Origin of the sequence: Duganella guangzhouensis (genome assembly GCF_009674535.1) — a bacterium.
In the GTDB taxonomy this organism is placed as follows: domain Bacteria; phylum Pseudomonadota; class Gammaproteobacteria; order Burkholderiales; family Burkholderiaceae_D; genus Rugamonas; species Rugamonas guangzhouensis.
In genome coordinates this window covers 65,975-88,260 of sequence record NZ_WKJK01000017.1, presented here as the reverse complement: position 1 = coordinate 88,260, position 22,286 = coordinate 65,975, and the positions used below count along the sequence as shown (strand labels likewise).

General features: G+C 64.4%; 20 protein-coding genes and 1 pseudogene. 13 read left to right on the top strand and 8 right to left on the bottom strand.

The features are described 5' to 3' along the window. Positions 1-2: 2 nt before the first annotated feature. Both GJ699_RS26330 and GJ699_RS26325 read right to left on the bottom strand, forming a co-directional pair. Positions 3-1,388, bottom strand: coding sequence for a NarK family nitrate/nitrite MFS transporter (locus tag GJ699_RS26330; protein WP_154382107.1), 1,386 nt, complete (start codon positions 1,386-1,388; stop codon positions 3-5). Positions 1,389-1,416: 28 nt separating this feature from the next. Then, positions 1,417-2,685, bottom strand: a complete 1,269-nt coding sequence (locus GJ699_RS26325) for an MFS transporter (RefSeq protein ID WP_154381989.1) — start codon at positions 2,683-2,685, stop codon at positions 1,417-1,419. A 195-nt stretch (positions 2,686-2,880) separates the two neighbouring features. Here GJ699_RS26325 and GJ699_RS26320 point away from each other — a divergent pair, with 195 nt between their 5' ends. The 7 genes from GJ699_RS26320 to GJ699_RS26290 all read left to right on the top strand — a co-directional run bounded on the left by GJ699_RS26320 (position 2,881) and on the right by GJ699_RS26290 (position 11,044). After that, positions 2,881-5,145, top strand: coding sequence for a nitric-oxide reductase large subunit (locus GJ699_RS26320; protein WP_154381987.1), 2,265 nt, complete (start codon positions 2,881-2,883; stop codon positions 5,143-5,145). Between the two features lie 76 nt (positions 5,146-5,221). Beyond that, positions 5,222-6,628: a copper-containing nitrite reductase gene (nirK, locus tag GJ699_RS26315; RefSeq protein WP_443093242.1), complete on the top strand. Its 1,407-nt coding sequence runs from the start codon at positions 5,222-5,224 to the stop codon at positions 6,626-6,628. 41 nt (positions 6,629-6,669) lie between these two features. Beyond that, the gene (locus tag GJ699_RS26310; protein ID WP_154381983.1) at positions 6,670-7,446 is read left to right on the top strand and encodes a formylglycine-generating enzyme family protein; all 777 of its coding nucleotides are present in this window, start codon (positions 6,670-6,672) and stop codon (positions 7,444-7,446) included. Continuing rightward, positions 7,443-8,039 (top strand): SCO family protein, encoded by a 597-nt coding sequence (locus GJ699_RS26305; RefSeq protein WP_229262303.1) that lies wholly within the window; start codon positions 7,443-7,445, stop codon positions 8,037-8,039. The genes GJ699_RS26310 and GJ699_RS26305 overlap by 4 nt, the downstream gene beginning before the upstream one ends. A 92-nt stretch (positions 8,040-8,131) precedes the next feature. After that, positions 8,132-10,162, top strand: a complete 2,031-nt coding sequence (locus tag GJ699_RS26300; RefSeq protein WP_154381981.1) for a ribonucleoside triphosphate reductase — start codon at positions 8,132-8,134, stop codon at positions 10,160-10,162. Next, positions 10,150-10,323, top strand: a complete 174-nt coding sequence (gene nrdD / locus GJ699_RS35025; protein WP_154381979.1) for an anaerobic ribonucleoside-triphosphate reductase — start codon at positions 10,150-10,152, stop codon at positions 10,321-10,323. The genes GJ699_RS26300 and nrdD overlap by 13 nt, the downstream gene beginning before the upstream one ends. After that, on the top strand, positions 10,304-11,044 hold the full coding sequence (locus GJ699_RS26290) for an anaerobic ribonucleoside-triphosphate reductase activating protein (RefSeq protein WP_154381977.1): 741 nt from the start codon (positions 10,304-10,306) through the stop codon (positions 11,042-11,044). Before nrdD ends, GJ699_RS26290 begins: the two co-directional genes overlap by 20 nt. Here GJ699_RS26290 and ubiT read toward each other — a convergent pair. The 3 genes from ubiT to ubiU are packed head-to-tail and all read right to left on the bottom strand — an operon-like array spanning position 11,010 to position 13,427. Continuing rightward, positions 11,010-11,504 (bottom strand): ubiquinone anaerobic biosynthesis accessory factor UbiT, encoded by a 495-nt coding sequence (gene ubiT / locus GJ699_RS26285; protein WP_154381975.1) that lies wholly within the window; start codon positions 11,502-11,504, stop codon positions 11,010-11,012. The genes GJ699_RS26290 and ubiT overlap by 35 nt on opposite strands. Beyond that, positions 11,501-12,403, bottom strand: a complete 903-nt coding sequence (gene ubiV / locus GJ699_RS26280) for a ubiquinone anaerobic biosynthesis protein UbiV (protein ID WP_154381973.1) — start codon at positions 12,401-12,403, stop codon at positions 11,501-11,503. The genes ubiT and ubiV overlap by 4 nt, the downstream gene beginning before the upstream one ends. A 13-nt stretch (positions 12,404-12,416) precedes the next feature. Beyond that, complete coding sequence (gene ubiU / locus GJ699_RS26275) at positions 12,417-13,427, bottom strand: ubiquinone anaerobic biosynthesis protein UbiU (protein ID WP_154381971.1); 1,011 nt, start codon at positions 13,425-13,427, stop codon at positions 12,417-12,419. 109 nt (positions 13,428-13,536) lie between these two features. Between ubiU and GJ699_RS26270 the strand changes: the two genes are divergently transcribed. Genes GJ699_RS26270 through GJ699_RS26250 form a run of 5 tightly spaced genes read left to right on the top strand, consistent with a single transcriptional unit; the run spans position 13,537 to position 16,712 of the window. After that, complete coding sequence (locus GJ699_RS26270; protein ID WP_154381969.1) at positions 13,537-13,998, top strand: hemerythrin domain-containing protein; 462 nt, start codon at positions 13,537-13,539, stop codon at positions 13,996-13,998. Beyond that, entirely contained in the window at positions 13,995-14,246 is a 252-nt protein-coding gene (locus tag GJ699_RS26265) for a DUF2249 domain-containing protein (RefSeq protein WP_154381967.1), read from the top strand. The genes GJ699_RS26270 and GJ699_RS26265 overlap by 4 nt, the downstream gene beginning before the upstream one ends. Next, positions 14,243-15,550: a heme-copper oxidase family protein gene (locus GJ699_RS26260; protein ID WP_154381965.1), complete on the top strand. Its 1,308-nt coding sequence runs from the start codon at positions 14,243-14,245 to the stop codon at positions 15,548-15,550. The genes GJ699_RS26265 and GJ699_RS26260 overlap by 4 nt, the downstream gene beginning before the upstream one ends. Continuing rightward, complete coding sequence (locus GJ699_RS26255) at positions 15,543-16,460, top strand: PaaX family transcriptional regulator C-terminal domain-containing protein (RefSeq protein WP_154381963.1); 918 nt, start codon at positions 15,543-15,545, stop codon at positions 16,458-16,460. The genes GJ699_RS26260 and GJ699_RS26255 overlap by 8 nt, the downstream gene beginning before the upstream one ends. A 27-nt stretch (positions 16,461-16,487) precedes the next feature. Beyond that, positions 16,488-16,712, top strand: a complete 225-nt coding sequence (locus GJ699_RS26250; RefSeq protein WP_154381961.1) for a hypothetical protein — start codon at positions 16,488-16,490, stop codon at positions 16,710-16,712. Here the strand turns inward: GJ699_RS26250 and GJ699_RS26245 are convergent. Together GJ699_RS26245 and GJ699_RS34740 are read right to left on the bottom strand one after the other, a co-directional pair. Continuing rightward, a complete protein-coding gene (locus GJ699_RS26245) occupies positions 16,693-17,790 on the bottom strand; it encodes a methyl-accepting chemotaxis protein (protein WP_229262310.1) in 1,098 nt (365 codons plus the stop codon). The genes GJ699_RS26250 and GJ699_RS26245 overlap by 20 nt on opposite strands. A 150-nt stretch (positions 17,791-17,940) precedes the next feature. Further along, a pseudogene (locus GJ699_RS34740) lies at positions 17,941-18,267 on the bottom strand (PAS domain-containing protein); the annotation flags it as partial. Between the two features lie 217 nt (positions 18,268-18,484). On the opposite strand from GJ699_RS34740, the gene GJ699_RS26240 reads away from it, so the two are divergent. After that, positions 18,485-21,274, top strand: coding sequence for a TonB-dependent receptor domain-containing protein (locus tag GJ699_RS26240; protein ID WP_154381958.1), 2,790 nt, complete (start codon positions 18,485-18,487; stop codon positions 21,272-21,274). Here GJ699_RS26240 and GJ699_RS26235 read toward each other — a convergent pair. Then, positions 21,241-22,176 (bottom strand): LysR family transcriptional regulator, encoded by a 936-nt coding sequence (locus GJ699_RS26235; RefSeq protein WP_154381956.1) that lies wholly within the window; start codon positions 22,174-22,176, stop codon positions 21,241-21,243. The genes GJ699_RS26240 and GJ699_RS26235 overlap by 34 nt on opposite strands. Between the last annotated feature and the right edge of the window lie 110 nt (positions 22,177-22,286).

Below are 22,286 nucleotides of genomic sequence, written 5' to 3'. Positions count from 1 at the left end.
ACTCAGCAAGGCATGGCCGCGTTCCTGCGCGCGTAGCACCACCAGGTGATGGCGATGCAGCTGACATAGAACGCGATGAAGCACCACAGCGCGGCGTCGGCACTGCCGGTCAGCGCGATCGAGGTGCCATAGCTTTTCGGGATGAAGAAAGCGCCATAGGCCGCCACCGCCGAGGTAAAGCCCAGCACCGCCGCACTTTCCTTGTTGGCGTCCACCACCGCCTGCTGCTGCATCGCCTCCGGCTGACCGCGCACCGCGCGCTGACGCTCGGTCAGAAAAATCACCGGGATCATACGGAAGGTCGACGCGTTGCCAACGCCGGTGCCGGCAAACAGCACCATGAACATCCAGAAGAAGCCCTGGAAGCTGCCGGCCGCCTCACCGTGCGGCAGGAACACGATCACGCCATACACCGCCGCGATCATGGCGGCGAAAGTCCACAGCGTGACGCGGGCGCCACCCAGCTTGTCGGCGATGACGCCACCGGCGACGCGGAACAGCGCCCCCACCAGCGGGCCAAGAAAGGCAAACTGCAGCGGATTCACGTCCGGGAACTGGGTTTTGATCAGCAGCGGGAACGCCGCCGAATAACCGATGAACGAGCCAAAGGTACCGGTGTACAGCCAGCACATCAGCCAATTATGCTTGCGCTTGAAGATCACCGCCTGCTCGGCAAACGACGCCTTGGCCGAGGCCAGATCGTTCATGCCAAACCACGCCAGCAGGCTGCTGACAATGATGAACGGCACCCAGATGAAGCCCGCGTTCTGCAACCACAGCGTGGTGCTGACGCCGGCCTTGACGGCGCTTTGCGGTTCGCCACCGATGGCGCCAAACACGCCGGCGGTGATCACCAGCGGCACCACGAACTGCACCGCCGACACCCCCAGGTTGCCCAGGCCGGCGTTCATGCCGAGCGCATAACCCTTTTGCGCTTTCGGGAAGAAGAAGCTGATGTTGGCCATCGATGAGGCGAAGTTACCGCCGCCGAAACCGCACAGCAGCGCCAGGATCAACATGGTCGGATAGCCGGTGTTCAGGTCCTGCACCGCGTAGCCGATGCCGATCGCCGGGATCAGCAGCGAGGCGGTTGAAATCGTGGTCCATTTGCGGCCGCCGAAAATCGGCACCATGAACGAATAAAAAATGCGCAGCGTGGCGCCGGACAGGCCGGGCAGCGCGGTCAGCCAGAACAGCTGATTGGTGCTGTATTTGAAGCCGATGGTAGGCAGGTTGACCACCACCACGCTCCACACCATCCAGATCGCGAACGCCAGCGCCAGCGCCGGAATCGAGATCCACAGATTGCGGTTGGCGGTACTGCTGCCGCCACCGCGCCAGAAAGCGGCGCTCTCCGGTTCCCAGCTGTTAATCATGTATTTGCTCATCATATACTCCTTGAGTTTATTCCTTGAGTTAAGCGGGTTGCAGCGCCGGCGCGGCAGTGCTGGCGACCGCCGGGCGGAACGAATAATGCATCCACACCAGCGACACGCACACCGCGCCGTACAACAGCATGAAGGCGCTGGAGCGCACGCCGGTCAGGTCCAGTAGCGCGCCGAACATGATCGGCAGGATGAAGCCACCGAGGCCGCCGGCCAGGCCGACCACACCGGAGACGGCGCCGATGTTGTCGCTGAAATCGTCGGCAATAAATTTGAACACCGAGGCTTTGCCGACCGCCATCGCGGTGCCAACGATGAACAACAAGCCGGTGAAGAGCCACGGCGACAGCGCCAGGTTGACCTGCACCGGACCGCGCGTGGTCTGGATCAGCATCGCGGTCGGCGGATAGGACAGCAGGAAGAAACACACCCAGCACACCCACATCACCCACCACGTGACCTTGTAAGCGCCGTGGCGGTCGGCGATCCAGCCGCCCAGCGCGCGCAGCACGCCGCCCGGCAGCGAGAAGCAGGCCGCCAGCAGCGCCGCCAGTTTCAGATCAAAGCCGTATTCGCCGACGTAGTACTTGGTCATCCACAGCGCCAACGCCACATAGCCGCCAAACACCACCGAGTAGTACTGGCAGTAGCGCCACACACGGCGATCCTTCAGCACTTTGACCTGGTCCGCGAACGACACGCTGGCGCCGCTCTGGTGCGATGGATCGGTTGCGCTGAACACCCAGAACAGCAGCGCCGTCACCAGCATGGTCAGCGCATACACGGTGGGCAGCGCCTGCCAGCCCCAGGCAGCGATGATGGCCGGCGCCACAAACTTGGTCAGCGCCGAACCGGAATTGCCGGCGCCGAAAATGCCCATCGCCAGTCCGCGCCGCTCTTTGGCGAACCAGCGCGCCACATACGGCGTGCCAACCGAGAACGAGCCGCCGGCCAGGCCGACGAACAGGCCCAGGGCCAGGAACTGCCAATAGGCGGTGGCCAGACCAATCAGATAAATCGCCGGCACCGTGGCCAGCATCAGCAGGAAGAACACAATGCGGCCACCGTACTTGTCGCACCAGATACCGAGCGGCACCCGCACCAGCGAACCGCTCAACACCGGCATCGCCGCCAGCAGGCCGAACTCGGTCTCGTTCAGGCCCAACATCTTCTTGATCGGGATGCCCAGCACCGCGAACATCATCCAGATCGCGAAGCAGATCGTGAACGACAGCGTGCTGCTGGCCAGCACCCGCACCGCCTTGTTTTGCTTAGACACGTCAACTCTCCTGATACACATAGGGATGGCATCAGGGTACGCGGCGGCGCCCGCGCCGACCATCGGCATCACGGCTAGCCCGCCTAGCCCGAAAGGACTAGAGGCACGCCAAAAAGCCGGCCAAATCAAGAAAACCCCAAGCCGGTTAGGCGCGCCACGGGCCGCAGCCTAGAATCGGCGGCGTCGATCCGACAAGCCTTCATAAGGAACCACGTCATGCACGCCACACGCAAGCTCTGGACCTGGCTGGCCGTCATCTGCGCCCTCTCCTTCGCCGTGCTCGGCTGGGTGGGCGCGCAAATCTACCTGGCGGCGCCACCCATCCCCCAACACATCATCAGCGCCGACGGCGAAGCGCTGTTCGGCCCCGGCCAGGTCGATCGCGGCCAGCAGGCGTGGCTATCGGCCGGCGGCCAGCAGCTCGGCACCGTCTGGGGCCACGGCAGCTACGTCGCCCCCGACTGGTCGGCCGACTGGCTGCACCGCGAAGCGCTGGCGCTGCGCCAGATCTGGGCCCGGCGCGACTACGGCGCCAACTTCGACGACTTGAACAAGGCCACCCAGGCCGCGCTCAACGCCCGCCTGAAGGAGGAAATGCGCCGCAACAGCTATGACGCCACGCGCGCCACCATCGTGCTGTCGGCCGACCGCGCCGCCGCCGTGCGCGAGGTCGCACAGCACTACATCGACCTGTTTGGCGACGCCCGTAGCCTCGACAAGCTGCGCGAACAATATGCGATGAACGCCAATTCGGTGGTCGACGCCGACGACCTGCGCGCGCTGCCGGCATTCGTGTTCTGGTCAGCCTGGGCCGCCGCCACCGACCGTCCCGGCGCCACAGGCCTCAGCTACACCAGCAACTGGCCGCACGAACCGCTGATCGACAACCGGCCCAGCGCCGAAGCGGGCATCTGGTCGATCGCCAGCGTAATCCTGATGATAGGCGCGATCGCCGCCATGGTCATGGCCCACTCGGCCGCCAAGGAAGAGCAAGATCCGGCGCCACCCAAGGCCGACCCGCTGTTCAACCTGAAGCCAACACCATCGATGCTGGCCACCCGCAAATACTTCTTCGTGGTGATCGCGCTGATCCTGGCGCAAGTCGGTATGGGCGTCATCACCGCCCACTACGCGGTCGAAGGCCACAGCTTCTTCGGCTTCCCGCTGGCCGACGTGCTGCCATTCGTGGTCAGTCGCACCATCCACACCCAGTTCGCGGTGCTATGGATCGCCACCGCCTGGCTGGCCACCGGCCTGTATATCGCGCCCGCCATCTCCGGCCACGAGCCGCGCTTCCAGAAGCTGGGCGTCAACCTGCTGTTCTACGCGCTGCTGTTCATCGTGGCCGGCTCCACCGCCATGGGCTGGCTCGGATCGCTGCAGCACAAAGGCACGGCATTCGCCTTCTGGCTCGGCAACCAGGGGCTGGAATTCACCAGCATGGGCCGGGTGTGGCAAATCCTGCTGTTTGTCGGCCTGCTGTTCTGGGTCACGCTGCTGGGCCGCGCGCTGTGGCCGGCGCTGCGCAAGCCTTCCGACAGCCGTGGCCTGATCGTCATGGTGTTCCTGTCGGCGCTGTGCATCGGCGGCTTCTACGCCACCTCGCTGACCTGGGGCCGGCACAGTCACTACTCGATGATCGAATACTGGCGCTGGTGGCTGGTGCACCTGTGGGTGGAAGGCTTCTTCGAAGTGTTTGCCACCGCCGTCATCGCGCTGCTGTTCACCCGTCTGGGCCTGATCCGCGCCGCCAGCGCCAACAACGCCATCGTGCTGGAGACCATCGTGTTCCTGTTCGGCGGCATCCTCGGCACGCTGCACCACCTGTACTTCACCGGCACCCCCACCTTTGTGATCGCGATCGGCGCCATGTTTTCGGCGCTGGAAGTGGTGCCGCTGTCGCTGATCGGCATCGAAGCCTGGCGCAACTACCAGCGCTCCAAGGCCGCGCCATGGGTCGGCAGCTACCGCTGGTCGATCCTGTGCTTCATCGCGGTCGGCTTCTGGAACACGGTCGGCGCCGGCCTGCTCGGCTTCTCGATCAACACCCCGCTCGCGCTGTACTACATGCAGGGCTTGAACATGACCGCCGCCCACGGCCACGCCGCGCTGTTTGGCGTGTACGGCATGCTGGGCATCGGCCTGCTGCTGTTCTGCCTGCGCGGCATGAGCAGCCGGCTGGCGTGGTCGGACGCGCTGCTGCGGCCGATGTTCTGGTGCCTGAACATCGGCCTGGCGATGATGGTGTTTATCTCGCTGGTGCCGGCCGGCGTCTACCAGGCCTGGGCCAGCATCAGCACGGGCATGTGGTACGCCCGCTCGCCCGAGCTGATTCACTCGCCATTCATGGAAACGCTGGTGTGGCTGCGGGTGCCGGGCGATGTGGTGTTCGCCATCGGCACGCTGTTCCTGGCGCTATTCGCGTGGCGCCTGCTGGTGGCACGCAAGCAAAGCAGCGCCGCCATCGCCGATCACGCCTGACCTTCACTACCACGAGGAGTATCCAATGAAAACGCAATTCAAGCTTGCCACAGCGGCCGTCACTGCGGCGCTGCTGATGATGTCACAAAGTTTTGCCGAACCGGCGCTGCCGGTCATCACGCAGGAACTGGTAGCGCCACCGCTGCTGCCACCGCAGATCACCCGCAAGACGCCGGCGCGGGTGGTGGTGCACCTGACGGTGGAGGAAGTTCAGCGCGAGATCGCGCCGGACACGCTGTACACCTTCTGGACTTTTGGCGGCACGGTGCCAGGCAAGATGATACGGGTGCGCGAGGGCGACACGGTGGAGCTGCATCTGCAAAATCTGCCGGACAACAAGCTGCCGCACAATATCGATCTGCACGCGGTGACCGGTCCCGGTGGCGGCGCCGCGCAAACGCTGATCGCGCCGGGCAATGAGGCCACATTCAGCTTCAAGGCGCTCAATCCCGGCCTGTATGTGTATCACTGCGCCACCGCGCCAGTCGGCATGCATGTGGCGAACGGCATGTACGGCATGATTCTGGTCGAGCCGAAGGAAGGCATGTCCAAGGTCGACAAAGAGTACTACGTGATGCAGGGCGATTTCTACACCAGCGGTGCCTACCGCGCACCCGGCGCGCAGGCGTTCGATCAGCAGAAGGCGATCGACGAGAAGCCGACCTATGTGCTGTTCAACGGTGCCGACGGCGCGCTGACCGGGGCCAATGCGCTGACCGCCAAGGCCAATGACAAGGTGCGGCTGTTCTTTGGCGTCGGCGGGCCGAATATCACGTCCAGCTTCCACGTGATTGGCGCGATTTTCGACAAGGTGTACACCGAGGGTGGCTTGCGCTATCAGGAGCAGGTGCAGACCACCATGGTGCCGGCCGGTGGCTCGGCAATCGTCGAATTCACGCCTAAGGTGCCGGGTAATCTGACGCTGGTCGATCATTCGCTGACGCGCGCTTTCAACAAGGGCGCGATCGGGCTGCTGGCGGTGAGTGGGCCGGAGCGGCCGGAGATCTACGGTAAAGGGGTCAAGACGCCATTGGTGGCGGCCAAGGCGAGCGCCAACAGCGTGGTAAAGGTTGCCGCTGCGGGCGCTGCCACGGCCACCGCGTCTGGGGCCACGCCTGCGGCGACGCATGTGGCGGTGGCGCTGGACAAGGGCCAGCTGGCGCGTGGCAAGGCGGTGTATGACAGCAGCTGCACGGCGTGCCATCAATCCAAGGGCGAAGGCGTGGCGGGCGTGTTCCCTCCCCTGGCCAATTCGGACTTTTTCAAGGAGCGGCCGTATGAGATGGCGCACATCGTGCTGAATGGGCGTAACGGCGAGATTGTCGTCAACGGCGATCATTACAACGGCGTGATGCCGGCGCAGGATCTCAGCGATGAGGATATCGCGGCGGTTATCAACTACGTCAGCGTGGATCTCAACGGCGGCAAGCCAGTGCTGACACCGGCGCATGTACGCGACATGCGTAAAAACCGTCAGCCATGAACGCGTTGGCCCAACCGCACCGGGCCTCACGCCGCCACCCGATGGCATTCGCCGCAGCCGCGATGGCGGCGGCGGCGCTGTCGTGGGGCGCGGCAGCGGCGGGGCCGGAGTATCGCGCCATCGCTGGCGGCGCGCTGCGCAGTGTGCTGCCGGCGGATGGCGTGACGGCGGAAGCGCGGGTGGCGCCGTTCCTGATGCGCAGCCGCCTTGTGACCAATCGCGAGTTCGCGACCTTCCTGCAAGCCTCGCCTTCCTGGCAGCGCGGCCAGGCGCCAAACCTGTTCACTGCGCCGACCTATCTGGCGCATTTCGCGCAAGCCGCGTCCGACGCGCCGGTGGTTAACGTCAGCTGGTACGCGGCGCAAGCCTATTGCGCCGCCGAGCAAGCCCGTTTGCCACGCTGGCACGAATGGGAATTCGCCGCCGCTGCCGACACCACACGCGCCGACGCCCGCGATGACGACGAATGGCTATCCACTATCCTGCGCTGGTACGCCGACGCTGGCAAAGCCCCACCCGGCGCGGTAGCCAGCACGCCAGCCAACTACTACAACATCCACGACCTGCACGGCCTGGTGTGGGAATGGGTCGAAGACTACAGCGGTCTATTCGTCAACGCCGACAGCCGCGCCAAGGGTGAACAAAAGCAGCTCGATTACTGTGGCGGCGCCGCCGTCAACCTGTCCGACCGCCGCAACTACGCCATCCTCATGCGCCTTGCCCTGCTGTCCGCCATGGAAGCCCGGCAGGATGGCGCCAATCTCGGATTCCGCTGCGTGCGCGATCCAGCCAATCACGAACCAGGAGCCACACCATGAAAACAGCCATCAGCGCGATCATGATCGCCAGCACAATCGCACTCGCCGGCGCAGCGCATGCCGGGCCAGCCGCACCGGTGGGCGCGGCGGCGACGGCGATCGACTCGCTCTACCAGCTCACCACCCCGCTCACCGACGCCGCCGGCCAGCACTTCACACTGCGCGACATGGCCGGCGCACCGCTGCTGGTCACCATGTTTTACGGGAACTGCCACTCGGCCTGCCCGATCGTTATCGAAACGCTGAAGCGCACCGTCGGCGCGCTCGGCGCCAACGGCAAGCATCTACGCGTACTACTGATCAGCCTCGATCCACAACGCGACAACCCAAAATCGCTGGCCATGCTGGCCCACATGCAGCAGCTCGACGCCAGCCAATACCGCCTCGCCGTCGCCGCCAACGACAACGACACCCGCCTGCTGGCCGCCGCCCTCAACATCCGCTACCGCGCGCTGGACAACGGCGAAATCAACCACACCACCCGCATCGTTCTGCTGGACCACAACGGCAGCGTGCAAGCCGACAGCACACGCCTCGAGGTCGAACCCGATCCCGCCTTCGTCAAACAGATCGCCGCCATCGTCAAAAGATAAGCCAGATCAAGAAAACCCTAGATAGCACTAACCACCCACAAAACCACCATATATAGTGATCGCAACACCAAACCAACTAGATACGGGGTCATATGCACCACACCATGATCGTCAAGCGCGACGGCGGCGAGCAGCCATTCAACCTGCACAAAATCGAAAGCGCCCTGCTGCGCGCCGGCCGCGCCAGCGGCGAATTCGACACCCACAAAGCCGCCCAACTCACCGAAGCGGTACTGCTGCAGCTATCCACCCTGCCGCGCCACGCCCCCCTCAGCGTCGAACTGGTACAGGACACCGTCGAAACCATCCTGTACGACGCCGACCACCGCCACACGCTGCGTCGCTACATCGTCTACCGCGAACAACACGCCACACTGCGCCAGGACAAACACGCGCTGGTGGACGTCGCCAGCTCCATCAACGAATACCTCGACCGCCAGGACTGGCGCGTCAATGCCAACGCCAATCAGGGCTACTCGCTGGGCGGCCTGATACTCAACGTCTCCGGCAAAGTCATCGCCAACTACTGGCTCAATCACGTCTACCCGCCCGCGATCGGCCGCGCCCACCGCGAAGCCGACCTGCACATCCACGACCTCGACATGCTGTCCGGGTATTGCGCCGGCTGGTCGCTGCGCACCCTGCTCAACGAAGGCTTGAACGGCGTGCCCGGCAAAGTCGAATCCAGCCCGCCTCGCCATCTGTCCAGCGCCATCGGCCAGATCGTCAACTTCCTCGGCACGCTGCAAAACGAATGGGCCGGCGCCCAAGCCTTCAGCTCCTTCGACACCTACATGGCGCCCTTCATCCGCAAGGACCAACTGCGCTACGACGACGTCAAACAATATATGCAGGAGCTGATCTACAACCTCAACGTGCCATCGCGCTGGGGCACGCAAACCCCGTTCACCAACCTCACCTTCGATTGGGTCTGCCCGGAAGACCTGCGCGAGCAAATTCCCCACATCGCCGGCGAAGCAATGCCGTTCACCTACGGCGCGCTGCAAGCCGAGATGGACATGATCAACCGCGCCTACATCGAGATCATGATGGCCGGCGATGCCAAGGGCCGCGCCTTCACCTTCCCGATCCCGACCTACAACATCACCGAGGACTTCGCGTGGGACAGCCCCAACGCCGAACTGCTGTTCGAGATGACCGCGCGCTACGGCCTGCCCTACTTCCAGAATTTCATCAACTCCGAACTGAAGCCCAACATGATCCGCTCGATGTGCTGCCGGCTGCAGCTGGACCTGCGCGAACTGCTCAAGCGCGGCAACGGCCTGTTTGGCTCGGCCGAGCAAACCGGCTCGCTGGGCGTGGTCACCATCAACTGCGCGCGCCTCGGCTATGTGCACCGCAACGACGAAGCCGGCCTGATGGCCGCGCTGGACCGGCTGCTGGAACTGGGCCGCGACAGCCTTGAGATCAAGCGCAAAGTCATTCAGCGCCACATGGACAATGGCCTGTTCCCCTACACCAAACGCTACCTCGGCACACTGCGCAACCACTTCTCCACGCTGGGCGTCAACGGCATCAACGAAATGGTGCGCAACTTCGATCCGAGCGGCCGCCAGGACATCACCACACCGTGGGGCCGCGCCTTCGCGCTGCGCCTGCTGGACCACGTGCGCGCCCGCATGGTCGAATTCCAGGAACAGACCGGCCATATGTACAACCTGGAAGCCACGCCGGCCGAAGGCACCACCTACCGCTTCGCCAAGGAAGACCGCAAGCGCTATCCCAACATCCTGCAGGCCGGCACGCCGCAGATGCCCTACTACACCAACTCCTCGCAACTGCCGGTCGGCTTTACCGACGACCCCTTCGAGGCGCTGGAACAGCAGGACGAGCTGCAGCGCAAATACACCGGCGGCACCGTGCTGCACCTGTACCTGACCGAAGCGCTGTCGAGCGCCGCCGCCTGCCGCACGCTGGTGCGGCGCGCGCTGAGCCGCTTCGGCCTGCCCTACATCACGGTCACGCCGACCTTCTCGATCTGCCCCAAGCACGGCTACCTGAATGGCAGCCATGCCTACTGCCCCAAATGCGACGCCGAGATCATCGCGCGCAAACAAGCCACTCTTCAACCACCAGCAAAGGAACTGCCATGCACTCAATAACCCCCGCCGTGCAACTCGACGACAGCGAACGCCAGCCGTGCGAAATCTGGACCCGCGTGATGGGCTATCACCGTCCGGTTTCGTCGTTCAACATCGGCAAACAAGGTGAATTCCATGAACGTAAATTCTTCCGCGAACCGCATGCACAGCCAGAAAGCTGACAGCGTGCGGCGCGCACTGCGGGTCGGCGGCTACACGCCGTTCAGCGCCACCGAATATCCCGGCTTGCTATCGGCCGTGGTATTCGTCCAGGGCTGCCCGTGGCGCTGCGGCTACTGCCATAACCCGCATCTGCAGGAACGCACGCGCGACAGCCCGATCGCCTGGTCCGAGGTGCTGGCCACGCTGAGGCGCCGCGCCGGCCTGCTGGACGCGGTGGTGTTCTGCGGCGGCGAAGCCACCATGGATTCGGCGCTGGCGGACGCGATTGCCGAGGTGCGCGCGCTGGGCTTCAAGGTCGGCCTGGAAACCGCGTGCATTTACCCGCAACGCCTGCGACAAGTGCTGCCGCTACTGGATTGGGTGGGATTCGACGTCAAGACCAACTTTGAAAGCTATGCCGGCATCACCGGCGTGGCCGGCAGTGGTGATCCGGTACGCGAAAGCGTGGCCGCGATCCTGGCCAGCGGTGTGGCCTATGAGTGCCGCACCACCGTGCATCCAGCGCAGCTGCCGCCGCCGGCGCTGCGTGCGCTGGCACGGACACTGGCCGCGATGGGCGTGCGCCATTACGTGCTGCAGGATTTCCGCGCCACCGGTTGCGCCGATGACGCGCTGGCGGCCAGCGCCCTACCCGGTTATCCGTCCGAGGAAATGCTGGCAGGGATCGCGCCGCTATTCGACAGCTTCAGCGTGCGCCGCGCCGGCCAGGCAGCGCGCTGACCAGCCGGGACAGGGCTTGCCGGCCCAGTTCCGTCACTGGCAGCTCGATCGCGTCCAGCGTGTTTTTGACCAGCAGGCCCAGTTCCGTGTCGCCCTCCATCGACAGGCGGCGAGCGAAGAACAGCGTATCAGGATCCTGCTCACGCCGCGCCAGCGCAACGAAATCGCGCGCGCAGGCGCCGATCTCCAGATCCGGCGTGCCGTCGCCGCGCAGTGCCGCAAAGCCATCGCCGCGCCAGGTGAAATCGAAGGCGACGCCGGCATCGCTGACGCGCACCCGCAGATGGCGGCCAGACAGGCCGGCGCGCACATCGCCCGGCAGATGCGGCCGCAGCACCAGGTTCAGCGCCGCCACGCACAGCAGCGAGCCAGGATAGGCCGGCAAGCGCTGCCCCAGCGCGGCCAGTGCCGTCGGCAGCCGCAAAACCGCTCCTTGTGTATGTCGTGCCGCTGGATTCATGCCGCTTCCTCCATCCGATATTCCAGACCTGGTTTGCCGTACCAATAACCATTGCAAGCCGCCGCTGGCAGCAGCGGCGCCAGCGCGTCGGCCGCCGCGCGGCCCTGCAATGCGCCGTTGCGCACCGCGTCGAAGGCGCGCACCACCTCGCCCATATGCTCGGCCTGAGGGCTGAGACGCAGCACGTCCACACCCAGCTCTGTCAGCTGCGCCAACTCCGCCACCAGGTTGTACACCAGCGCCGACTGGCTCTGAATCCCGTTCAGCACCAGGAACTCTTGCTGCTCGCGGGTTTGCATCAGCAGCCCGTCCGGATGCTCGATGCAACTGAAACGACAATCATCCTTGGGCAGATTGCGGTTGCGCGCCGTGAAGCAGCGCGCCGAAAACGCCAGCGGCATGCGGCCAAACGCAAACACTTCGGTCTCGATGCCCGGCGGCCGCGTCGCCTGCATATGCCGCAAGCCCTCGCGCCCCATCTCCAGCGGCATCACCCAGCGCTGCGCGCCCAGGCCATGCAGCAGCGCCAGCGTCGGCGGATTGTAGACATTCAAATGCGGCCCGGCCACAAAGCGCGACTGCCCGGATAACATGTGCACCGCCCCCATATCATTGGCCTCGACCTGAAAACGTCCATTCGCAGTCAGCTTGCGCTGCGCCCCCAGATCCGAACTGGACTCGATCAAGGCCAGCGTCGACAACACCACCTGCTTGCCGCGCGCCTGCAGCAGTTCGGCCACCTGCAGCCAATCAGCCGCGCGCAGCTCGTGGCGACGCGAACACACAGTCTCGCCCAGGTAGACGATATCCACCGGACCGTCAGCCATCTGTTCGTAAAATTCCATAACCCTGGCGCGCGGCCAGTAATACAGCAGCGGCCCGAGGGCAAGCTTCAACATGACTTCTCCCATCTTATTTCCATGAGCGGTGATACGCGCCCAATGTGTGCTGCTGGCCCTCGGCCAGCGTATTCAATTCGCCCATCCAGGCCGGCTTGACCGCATAGCGCGCCGCATTGCGCAGACAATCATCCAGCGCCGCGCGCCACACCCGCGTCACCTGCGCCACATAGGCCGGACTGCGCTGACGGCCCTCGATCTTCACCGCGCGCACGCCCATCGCCAGCAGTTGCGGCAGCAGCTCCAGCGTATTCAGGCTGGTCGGCTCCTCGATCGCGTAATAAGTCTCTTCACCGACCTCGAAACGGCCCTTGCACAGCGTTGGATAGCTGGCGTTTTCCTGCGGCGTATAGCGGTCTATCATCACGCCGTTGAGCCGCGACTCCAGCCCGCGCGGATTCTGCTGCCAGCGCACCGCCTTGGCCGGCGAGCAAACGCCGTGCGTATTCGGCGATTCACCGGTCACATAGGACGACAGCTGGCAGCGTCCCTCCACCATCACGCACAAGCTGCCAAAACCGAACACCTCGATTTCGACCGAGGTGTTGTTCACCACATGCGCCACCTGCGCCAGCGACAGCACGCGCGGCAGCACCGCGCGCTGCACGCCGAAGTGATGCTGGTAGAAGTTAATCGCCTCCGCATTGGTGGCCGAGCCCTGCACCGACAGGTGCAGCCGCAGATTCGGATGATGGTCGGCCGCATAGCGCATCAGGCCAGGGTCGGCCAGGATCACCGCGTCAACGCCGGCACGCGCGGCGCGGTCGATGGCGCTCTGCCACAGCTGCACATTGTCCGGCTGCGGATAAGTGTTCAGCGCCAGCAGAACCTTGCGGCCGCGATCGTGGGCATAGGCGATGCCGCTGGCGATGGCGGCATCGTCAAAATTGAGGCCGGCGAAATTACGGGCATTGGTGGCATCGCGGAAGCCGAGGTAGACGCAGTCGGCGCCCAGGTCGATCGCCGATTTCAGCGCCGGCAGGCTGCCCGCCGGGCAGACCAGTTCTATAGGGTGTGGATTCATGGGGACGAACTGTATCGCTGCATGAACCCTGAAATCCTTGATATGAATCAAAGAATTTGAGCTTTATCGGGTGGGACAATGGCTGCAGCTTTAATCAAGGACAAACAAGATGCAAAAGATCGCCACTTATCTCGACCAGGACCACCGCCGCTGCGACGAACAGTACACCATGGCGGAATCGGAAGTCATCCTGCGCCACTGGGAGTCCGCCGGCCGCCAGTTCGAACGCTTCCTGGCCCTGTTCAACTGCCATCTGGACAAGGAAGAACGGGTGCTGTTCCCGCGCCTGGACCACGCGCTGGGCAATGGCTATGGCCCCACCACCGTGATGCGCGCCGAGCACCGCCAGCTGCGCGAGATGCTGGCCCTGATGCGGGCCGCGATCGCCCAACGCGACACCGCAGCCTACTTCGACCAGGCCGACCTGCTGCGCATCCTGATGCGCCAGCATAATCTGAAAGAAGAAGGCATCCTGTATCCGCAGGCCGACTTCGTGCTGATCAAGCAGGCCGACGCCGTCATCGCCAGCATGAAAAACCTCGACCACGCCGAAACCGGGAGCGCGGCATGAACAGCGCGCTCGCCCCCGGCGCCAGCAGCCGCCTGCTGGACGTGGGCGGCCTGGAGCCGCCGGAACCGATGGTGCGCATCCTGGAAGCGCTGGACACGCTGGCGCCACCAGAGCGGCTGCGCGTGCTGATCGACCGCGAGCCGGTGCCGCTGTACCGCATCCTGCTGCGCAACGGCTACCAGTACCACAGCGCCGTCACCGACGAACAGCGCTACCAAGTCACCATCTGGCTGGCCGACGGCGCATGAAACCATTGGATGCCCCGCAGCGTGCACTGGCCTTCGGCGCCAATCCGCCGTTGTCGCTGCCGCTGCGGTACTTCCTCAGCGCCCCGCTGTTTGCGACGCTGGCCGCCGCCTTGCTGGCCTGGCAGGGCGAAGCCGCTTTGCTGACGCGCTGGTCGCCGTTGACGCTGGCCGTGGTCCACCTGATGGTACTGGGCTGCGTCAGCATGACAATGATAGGCGCGCTGCTGCAAATGCTGCCGGTGGTGGCCGGCATCGGCGTTCCCGGTACTGGCCGCGTCGGCGCCGCCGTCCATCTGTGCCTGGGCGCCGGTACGCTGCTGCTGGCGGCCGGCTTCTGGCATGAGAACCCGGTGCTGTTCCGCTTCGCCATGGCGCTGCTGCTGGCCGGACTGCTGCTGTTCGTCGGCGCCTGCACGGTCGGCATGTGGCAGTACCACCTGCCCGGCGCCGGCGCGGTGGTGGCCGGAGTCCGGCTGTCGCTGGCGTCGCTGCTGGTCACCATGGTGCTGGGCGCGCTGCTGGCAAGCGTGTTCGCCTGGCCCGGCCTGCTGCAGCTGTCGTTGCAGCGCCTGACCGACCTGCATGCGCTGTGGGGGCTGTCCGGCTGGATCGGATTGCTGGTGATCGGCATCGCCTTCCAGGTGGTGCCGATGTTCATGTTGACCGAACCCTATCCGAAATGGCTGACCGGCCAATTCAGCACGCTGCTGTTCATGCTGCTGGCGGCGGCCTCGCTGTCCAGCGGCTGGAACGGCGCCGGCGCGCTGCTGCACCAGGCCAGCCTGTGGCTGCTGGCCGGCGGTTACGCGCTGTTTGGCGGCGTCACGCTCTACCTGCTGGCGCGCCGCAAGCGCCCGCGCGCCGATCCCACCACGCTGTTCTGGCGCACCGCCATGGCCAGCCTGCTGGCGGCGCTGGCACTGTGGTTGTGGCCAGCGGCCACGCCCTCCAACGCGGCGCCGCTGGCGATCGGTGTGCTGCTGATCGGTGGCGTTGCGCTGTCGACCATCAGCGGCATGCTGTACAAGATCGTGCCCTTCCTGACCTGGTATCACCTGCAGCAGCGGCGCGACATCAGCGGCCGCAAGCCGCCCAATATCAACCAGATCATCCCCGAGCGCCACGCGCAATGGCAGTACGGCCTGCACGCCGCCGCCGTGCTGTTGTTGCTGGCCGCTTGTTATCAACCGATGCTGGCGCGCGCCGGCGCGGCGCTGCTGTGCGCCGCCTGCCTCGCGCTCTGGCTCAACCTGTGGCGCGCCGCGCGCCTGTACTACTCTCAGTCCAACTACCATCATGAATAGCGAATTCCACATCAACGCCATCCTGCGCCAGGCCAGGCCGCGCCTGAGCACCCTGCTGAAACTGATGTTCAGCGAAGCGCAGGCATTTGGCCAGAAAACCCAATGGCTGGGCAGCGCCATCGCACTACTCGAACCACTGGGCTTCCAGGAGCGCACCATCCGCACCGCGCTGTTCCGCCTGGCCGAGCACCAGATGATCAAGCTGGAACGCCATGGCCGGCGCAGCCTGTGCATGCTGACCGCGCCCACCGCCGCCGCGCTTCTGGCGGCGCGCCAGCGCATCAACATGCCGGCCGCGCGCAGCTTTGCCGAAGACTGGACGCTGCTGATCAACAGCGGCGGCATCAGCGCGCCGCGCTACGCCAGCACCCGCAAGCAGTTGCTGGACCTGGAATACTGCATGCTGGCGCCCAATCTGCTGGCGCGGCCGGCGGCCTACACGCGCGGCGTGCAGTGCGGCGAAGAACATGGCATGGCGCTGTTCGAAATCCACGGCGCCCAGCTGGCGGCGGCGGTGCGTCAGCCACTGTTCGGCACCATGGAATGGGATCTGGAGACGCCGGCCGCGCTGTACGCGCAGTTCCTGCAACGCTTCCAACCGCTGCGGCAGATGCTGGGCCGGCGCGCCGCCCTCAGCGACGAGCAGGCGTACATGGTACGGCTACTGGTCAGCCACGGTTACCAGCAGTGCCGCCGCAGCGATCCGCTGCTGCCGCAAGAACTGCTGCCTGAGAACTGGCCGGCGATGGAGGCATATCAGACCTATGTCGCGCTGTACGCCGGCTGCGCCGCGCAAGCGCGCCGCCACATTCTCAAGATCACCGCCACCCAGGCGCCGGAACAGCCGGAGCATGACGACGCGCCAGCGCGCCAGACCGTGCGCCGCGCCAGCGTCTACATGGCAGCTTAATTACCATCACCAAAAGAGAATTCAACCATGACACAACTGACTGCAGACCGCTATGACGGTCCTACCCTGAGCGTAACCGTCAACCGCGAAGGCGCGCGTGTGCACCGCCTGGTCGACGATACCGTCTACCCAACCCGTGCCAAGAAAATGGATATCCGCCGCGACCCGATGGTCGAAGCCCTGTTCGGCGCCGCCACGCCGCACGCGTCCAACGCCGCGCCGGCGCGCAAGATCATGGTCGGCCGACGCTAAGCCGGCCCGCTGCCGCGCCACCGCTTGGTGACGCGTGCTGGCGTCGCGCCGGCATCGTCATCACCATGGCTGGCCCGCCCGCCACCAGCTTGAACTGAGCGATCAGGTGCTGCAGTACCACCGCCTGCCGCTGCATGCGCTGCGCCGCCAGCGCCGCGTCTTCCGCCACCGCCGCGTTCTGCTGGTTGATGCTGTCGATATGGCCCACCGCCTGGTCGATCTGCGCGATGCCGCTGCTTTGCTCCCTGCTGGCCTGGCTGATCTGGCCCATATAGCGCTCCACCTCGGCCACCGATGTCACCATTTCGCGCATGATGCGGCCCGCATCCGCCGCCTCGCGGCTGCCATTGCCGATCTGCTCGACCGAGCTATTGATCAGCGCCGTGATTTCATGCGCGGCGCTGGCCGAGCGCTGTGCCAGTTGCCGCACCTCGCCCGCCACCACGGCAAAGCCGCGTCCCTGTTCGCCCGCGCGTGCCGCCTCCACGGCGGCATTCAGCGCCAGAATATTGGTCTGAAACGCGATGCCGTCGATGACATCGATAATGTCCGCAATCCGCGTCGAGCTGGCGCGGATTGCCTCCATCGTCCGCACCACCGCAGCCACGGCGGCGCCGCCATCCGCCGCCACCCGCGCCGCGGTCAGCGCCACATCGTTGGCCTCGTGCGCATTGTCGGCATTCTGGTGCACGGTGCCGGTCATCTGCCTCATCGACGCGGCGGTCTGTTCGAGCGCGCTGGCCTGGCTCTCGCTGCGCGCCGACAGATCGGCGTTACCGCGCGCGATACCGTGCGCCTCGCGCCCGACCACCGCGCTGGCCTCCTTGATCTGCCCCACCAGCGATTGCAGATTGATCTGCAACACGCGCAAGGCATGCTGCATCGCCACCACCTCGGCCGCTCCTTCAGTGGCGATGCGGCCGGTCAAATCGCCGCCGCCCATGCGTTCCAGCGCGCCGCGCATCGCGATCAGCGGCGTAATGGCGGATTTACGCAACACCATCATGCCCACCAACGCCAGTATCAGATCGATGCCGATCAGGGTTTTAAAAGCCGGCAGCAGCAACGCCGCCAGCATTAATAGCGTCAACCCGAAAAATATAATATGAAACTGCGTTGATAATGAAATATGCCGTTTTTCTTTAAATCGCAGATTTTCCGTTGTATATAAACGCTCGGCAGCCTCGATTTGCGCGCGTGATGGTTTTACCCGTACCGAGGTATAACCGGCAAGCTTGCCATTTTCAAAATAAGGTGCGGCATTCGCCTCGACCCAGTAAAAATCCCCATTTTTACAACGGTTTTTAACCAGCCCATTCCAGGCCCGCCCCGCTCTCAGTGCACGCCACAGATCCTCGAAGGCGGCGGCCGGCATGTCCGGGTGGCGCACGATATTCTGCGGCGCGCCCAGCAACTCATCCTCGGCATACCCACTGATGCGAATAAAGTCGGCATTCACGTAGCAGATATTGCCTTGCAGGTCGGTTTTTGAGACGATGGTTTCCGTTTCGTCCAACACGTATTCAATATTACTTACAGGAAAATTCAACCGCATAATCGCATTCGTCGAGTTTATTCGCCGTCAATTATATGGGTCACAAAACAATAAAAATGACGAAGTGGAAATAATTATTTATTTCGTGGATATTTGATTTTGGGCATTGCATAACAAACGTGCAAGCAAATCTAGTTTTCGTCCAAAGCCACGCGGTTGATCTTTCTATACGCTCCAGCCTCAGAGTGAATTGAATCACCATACAGGAGATGAAACAATGAAGAAACCGCAGCACATGCTGGTGTGCGGCGTGAGCATGCTCACGTTGTGCGTCAACGCCTCGGCGCAAACCGACGAAGCGCCACTAACCTCGGTGACCGTCACCGGTTCCCGCGTCATCAAAAACGGCGACAGCAATCCCTCCCCAACCACGGTGGTCACCGCCGACGACCTGCTTACCTCGCGTCCCGGATCGACACTGGCCGACGCGCTCAACACGCTGCCTGTGTTTGCCGGCTCGCGCGGCTCGGCCAGCAATCCCACCACCGCCGGCAGCGCGGCCGGCGGCAGTGGCTCGGCCAATCAGCTCAACCTGCGCAACATCGGCGCCACCCGCACGCTGGTGCTGATGGACGGCAAACGGATCCCGCCCACGCTGTACAACGGCGCGGTCGACGTCGACCTGATTCCGCAGCAGTTCGTCGAGCGCGTCGACGTGGTCACCGGCGGCGTCTCGGCCGTCTACGGCTCGGACGCCATGACCGGTGTGGTCAATTACATCATCGATCACAAATTCAACGGCATCAAGGCTGATGCCAGCTACGGCAAATCGTCGCGCAACGACGCCGCCAAATCCAACGCCTCGCTGGCCTGGGGCGCCAATCTGGGCCAGGGTCTGCACGTTGAAGCCGGCGTTGAATACCGCAAGGAAGGCGGCATCGACAACCGCTCCGATCGCGACTGGCTGAATCAGGTTGGCGTCACCGGCGCCGGCACCGCCGCCAATCCCTATGTGCTGCAATCGAACCTGCGCCAAAAAAGCTTCCCGTTCGGCGGCCTGATTACCAGCGGCGCGCTGGCCGGCCAGACCTTCAAGAGCAATGGCGTGCTGAGTCCCTTCGTGGCAGGCACCGCCACCGGCACCTCGGCGATTGAAGTCGGCGGCGACGGCGGCTACTGGGACTCCGGCCTGCTGGCGCGCCTGCAAGCGACCCAATTGTTCGGCCGCGCCGACTACGACATCAACCGCGACATCCACGCCTACGCCCAGCTGTCCGGCAACCTGAAGACCAACACCAACTTCGCCGAGACCAATCAGCTCAGTGGCGTCTCTCTGCGCCGCACCAACGCCTTCCTGCCGGCCGAATACCAGGCGCTGATTCCGACCACCCAGTCGAGCTTCACCTTCAGCAAATTCTTGAGCGACATCCCGCGCCTGCAAGCCGATTCGGATTCCAAGCAGTGGGTGTTCGTCACCGGCCTGGAAGGTAAAACCAACGGCTGGAAATGGGACGTCGATTACACCTACGGCCGTTCCAAGCTGAATACCGCGATGGCCAATGTGCTGAACCGCCAGAAGCTGTCGGCCGCGCTGGATGCCGTCAGCAGCGGCGGCAAGACCGTGTGTAACGTCACCGTCACCAATCCCGGCCTGATGGACAACTGCGTGCCGCTCAACGTGTTCGGCCCCAGCGCCGCCTCGCAGCAAGCCATCGACTATGTGACCGACACCGTGTTCTTCGATTCGCTCACCACCATGAACGACATCACCGGCCAGCTCTCCGGCAAATTGCTGGACAACTGGGCCGGCCCGGTCAACGGCGCCATCTCGGCCGAGTGGCGCGACGTGGCCTTCAAGTCGCACAGCAGCTCGCGGCCGACGGACCTGGTCAACTGCACCGGCCTGACGCTGAACTGCTCGTCCACCGCCACCCTGACCGAATACGTATTCGGCGAAAGCCCGCAAGGCGTCAGCCAGCGCGTGTGGGAAGTGGCCGGCGAGATCGACGTGCCGCTGTCGAAAAGCCTGAGCGCCAACGGCGCCGCGCGTTACACCTCGTACAACACCAGCGGCAATTACACGACGTGGAAAGTGGGCCTGGATTGGAGCGTGACCGACAAACTACGCATCCGCACCACCCGCTCGCGCGACATCCGCGCCCCTACGCTGTACGACCTGTTCGCGCCGCAGTCGCAAGTGGTGGTGCGTCCGACCGACCTGCTGACCGGCACCAGCAACGCGGTGCCGCAGATCGACCAATCGAACCCGGACCTGAAAGCGGAAATCGGCAACACCATGACGCTGGGCGCGGTGTGGAAACCGCTGCCGAAACTGAGCTTCGCGGCCGATGCCTACCGCATCAAGATCTCGGACGCGATCACCACCGTGTCCGGCTCCACCACCGCGTTCCAGCAAGCCTGCTACGCCAGCGGCGGCACCTCGCCGTACTGCGCGCTGCAGATCCGGCCAAACGGCTATACCAGCACTGCGGCCTCGAACGCCGTCACCGCCTGGATCAACCGCAGCGTCAACATCTCCGAGGTTGAAACCTTCGGCCTGGATTTGGAGGGTAACTACGCGGGCAAACTGTTTGACCGTCCGGCCTCGTTCCGCCTGCTGACCGCGTGGCAGCCGCACGTCTACTACCGCCAGCCTGGCCTGGCGACCGTGGACCAGGGCGGCGTCGCATTTGGCGCCGGTGGCATGGCCTCAACGCCGGCGGTGCGGGTCTCGGCCTACTTCCGCTTCCGTCCAATGAACGACTTCACCGTCGACATCAATCAACGCTGGCGCAGCGCCATGAAGCTGAGCGGCGATCCGGCCGAGGTGTGGGTCAACAACCATATGCGTTCGTTCGCCACCACCGGCGTCAACTTCGCCTACAAGGTCGATCTGGGCATGGGCGACGCGCAGGTGTACTTCAACATCGAAAACCTGTTCGACGCCACGCCACCGATCGGCGCCTACTCCGGCAACGGCACCCGCGCCGGCCTGCGCGACGGCTTCGCGCTGGCCGATGACCCGCGCGGACGCTACTTCACGCTGGGCATCCGCTCGCTGTTCTGATGCGCTGACCCGGCAAATCCGGCGCGAAAGGCGTCGATCAACCAGCGCGCGGCCGGTCCTGGCGGCTGCGCGCTGTTATGAATCGCATACAGCGCAAACTCGCGCTGGTCGAACGCGGCAAACGGCAGCACCCGCAGCCGGCCGCGCTCCAGATCCTCGCGCACCAGCGAGGCAGGCAGTCCGCCCCATCCCAGTCCACCGCGAATGAACAACAGCTTGGTGACATGGTCGCTAACGCGCCAGGTCTTCAGCGAAAACACATTGAAGTCGCGCCCCTTGGTCAAGCCCGAGGCATCGGAGACGATGATCTGCGTCTGGTCGCGCACATCCTCCAGCGTCAACGCGCGCGCAGGCTGCGCCAGCGGATGGTCCGGTGCCGCCACCGGCACCATCGCCGTATGACCGATGCGGTCGAATGCCAGCCTGTCGTTGGGGGTGCTCAACGCGCCGCCGAACCCCAGCGCCGCTTTGCCACTCATCAGCGCATCAACCACCACGCCCAGCGTGCCGACGGTGACATTCAGCGACACGGTCGGATAGCGGCTCCGGAACGCCTGCAGCACCGTCACCACAATCTCGGATGGCACAATCCCGCTCAACGCCACGCACAGCTCCGCCTCCAGCCCCTCGCTCATGGCACGCACGCGGGCGCGTAGCACATCCAGATTGCTCAGCATGCGGCGCGCATCTTCCAGCACCGAGGTGCCGGCATCGGTCAACTGCGGCCGCCGCGCCGCCGTGCGCGTGAACAGCTCCACGCCCAACTGTTCTTCCAGGTTGGAGATGGTGTAGCTGACCACCGACTGCGTGCGGTGCAGCTTGCGCGCGGCGCCGGAAAAGCTGCCCTGTTCGGCCACGGCGAGAAAGACCTGGAGCTGATCCAGTGTAGGGTGAGGCTGCATGTGGGATCTTCAACTTATCGATTTGATCGATAAGTTTTATTGAGAACATGTCGATTGTCAAGATGGGATGCGCTAGCTACGATGCGCTACATCCTTACTTGACCGGAGAA

Coding starts and splice junctions, on each gene's coding strand:
- GJ699_RS26245 (WP_229262310.1), bottom strand. CDS start 17,790: ATGCTGGCGGCGTTGCTGCTGCCGGCTTTTAAAACCCTGATCGGCATC.
- nrdD (WP_154381979.1), top strand. CDS start 10,150: ATGCACTCAATAACCCCCGCCGTGCAACTCGACGACAGCGAACGCCAG.
- GJ699_RS26320 (WP_154381987.1), top strand. CDS start 2,881: ATGCACGCCACACGCAAGCTCTGGACCTGGCTGGCCGTCATCTGCGCC.
- GJ699_RS26250 (WP_154381961.1), top strand. CDS start 16,488: ATGACACAACTGACTGCAGACCGCTATGACGGTCCTACCCTGAGCGTA.
- GJ699_RS26235 (WP_154381956.1), bottom strand. CDS start 22,176: ATGCAGCCTCACCCTACACTGGATCAGCTCCAGGTCTTTCTCGCCGTG.
- ubiU (WP_154381971.1), bottom strand. CDS start 13,427: ATGAATCCACACCCTATAGAACTGGTCTGCCCGGCGGGCAGCCTGCCG.
- GJ699_RS26300 (WP_154381981.1), top strand. CDS start 8,132: ATGCACCACACCATGATCGTCAAGCGCGACGGCGGCGAGCAGCCATTC.
- GJ699_RS26240 (WP_154381958.1), top strand. CDS start 18,485: ATGAAGAAACCGCAGCACATGCTGGTGTGCGGCGTGAGCATGCTCACG.
- GJ699_RS26260 (WP_154381965.1), top strand. CDS start 14,243: ATGAAACCATTGGATGCCCCGCAGCGTGCACTGGCCTTCGGCGCCAAT.
- GJ699_RS26290 (WP_154381977.1), top strand. CDS start 10,304: ATGCACAGCCAGAAAGCTGACAGCGTGCGGCGCGCACTGCGGGTCGGC.
- ubiV (WP_154381973.1), bottom strand. CDS start 12,403: ATGTTGAAGCTTGCCCTCGGGCCGCTGCTGTATTACTGGCCGCGCGCC.
- nirK (WP_443093242.1), top strand. CDS start 5,222: ATGATGTCACAAAGTTTTGCCGAACCGGCGCTGCCGGTCATCACGCAG.
- GJ699_RS26305 (WP_229262303.1), top strand. CDS start 7,443: ATGAAAACAGCCATCAGCGCGATCATGATCGCCAGCACAATCGCACTC.
- ubiT (WP_154381975.1), bottom strand. CDS start 11,504: ATGAATCCAGCGGCACGACATACACAAGGAGCGGTTTTGCGGCTGCCG.
- GJ699_RS26325 (WP_154381989.1), bottom strand. CDS start 2,685: ATGTGTATCAGGAGAGTTGACGTGTCTAAGCAAAACAAGGCGGTGCGG.
- GJ699_RS26265 (WP_154381967.1), top strand. CDS start 13,995: ATGAACAGCGCGCTCGCCCCCGGCGCCAGCAGCCGCCTGCTGGACGTG.
- GJ699_RS26330 (WP_154382107.1), bottom strand. CDS start 1,388: ATGAGCAAATACATGATTAACAGCTGGGAACCGGAGAGCGCCGCTTTC.
- GJ699_RS26310 (WP_154381983.1), top strand. CDS start 6,670: ATGGCATTCGCCGCAGCCGCGATGGCGGCGGCGGCGCTGTCGTGGGGC.
- GJ699_RS26270 (WP_154381969.1), top strand. CDS start 13,537: ATGCAAAAGATCGCCACTTATCTCGACCAGGACCACCGCCGCTGCGAC.
- GJ699_RS26255 (WP_154381963.1), top strand. CDS start 15,543: ATGAATAGCGAATTCCACATCAACGCCATCCTGCGCCAGGCCAGGCCG.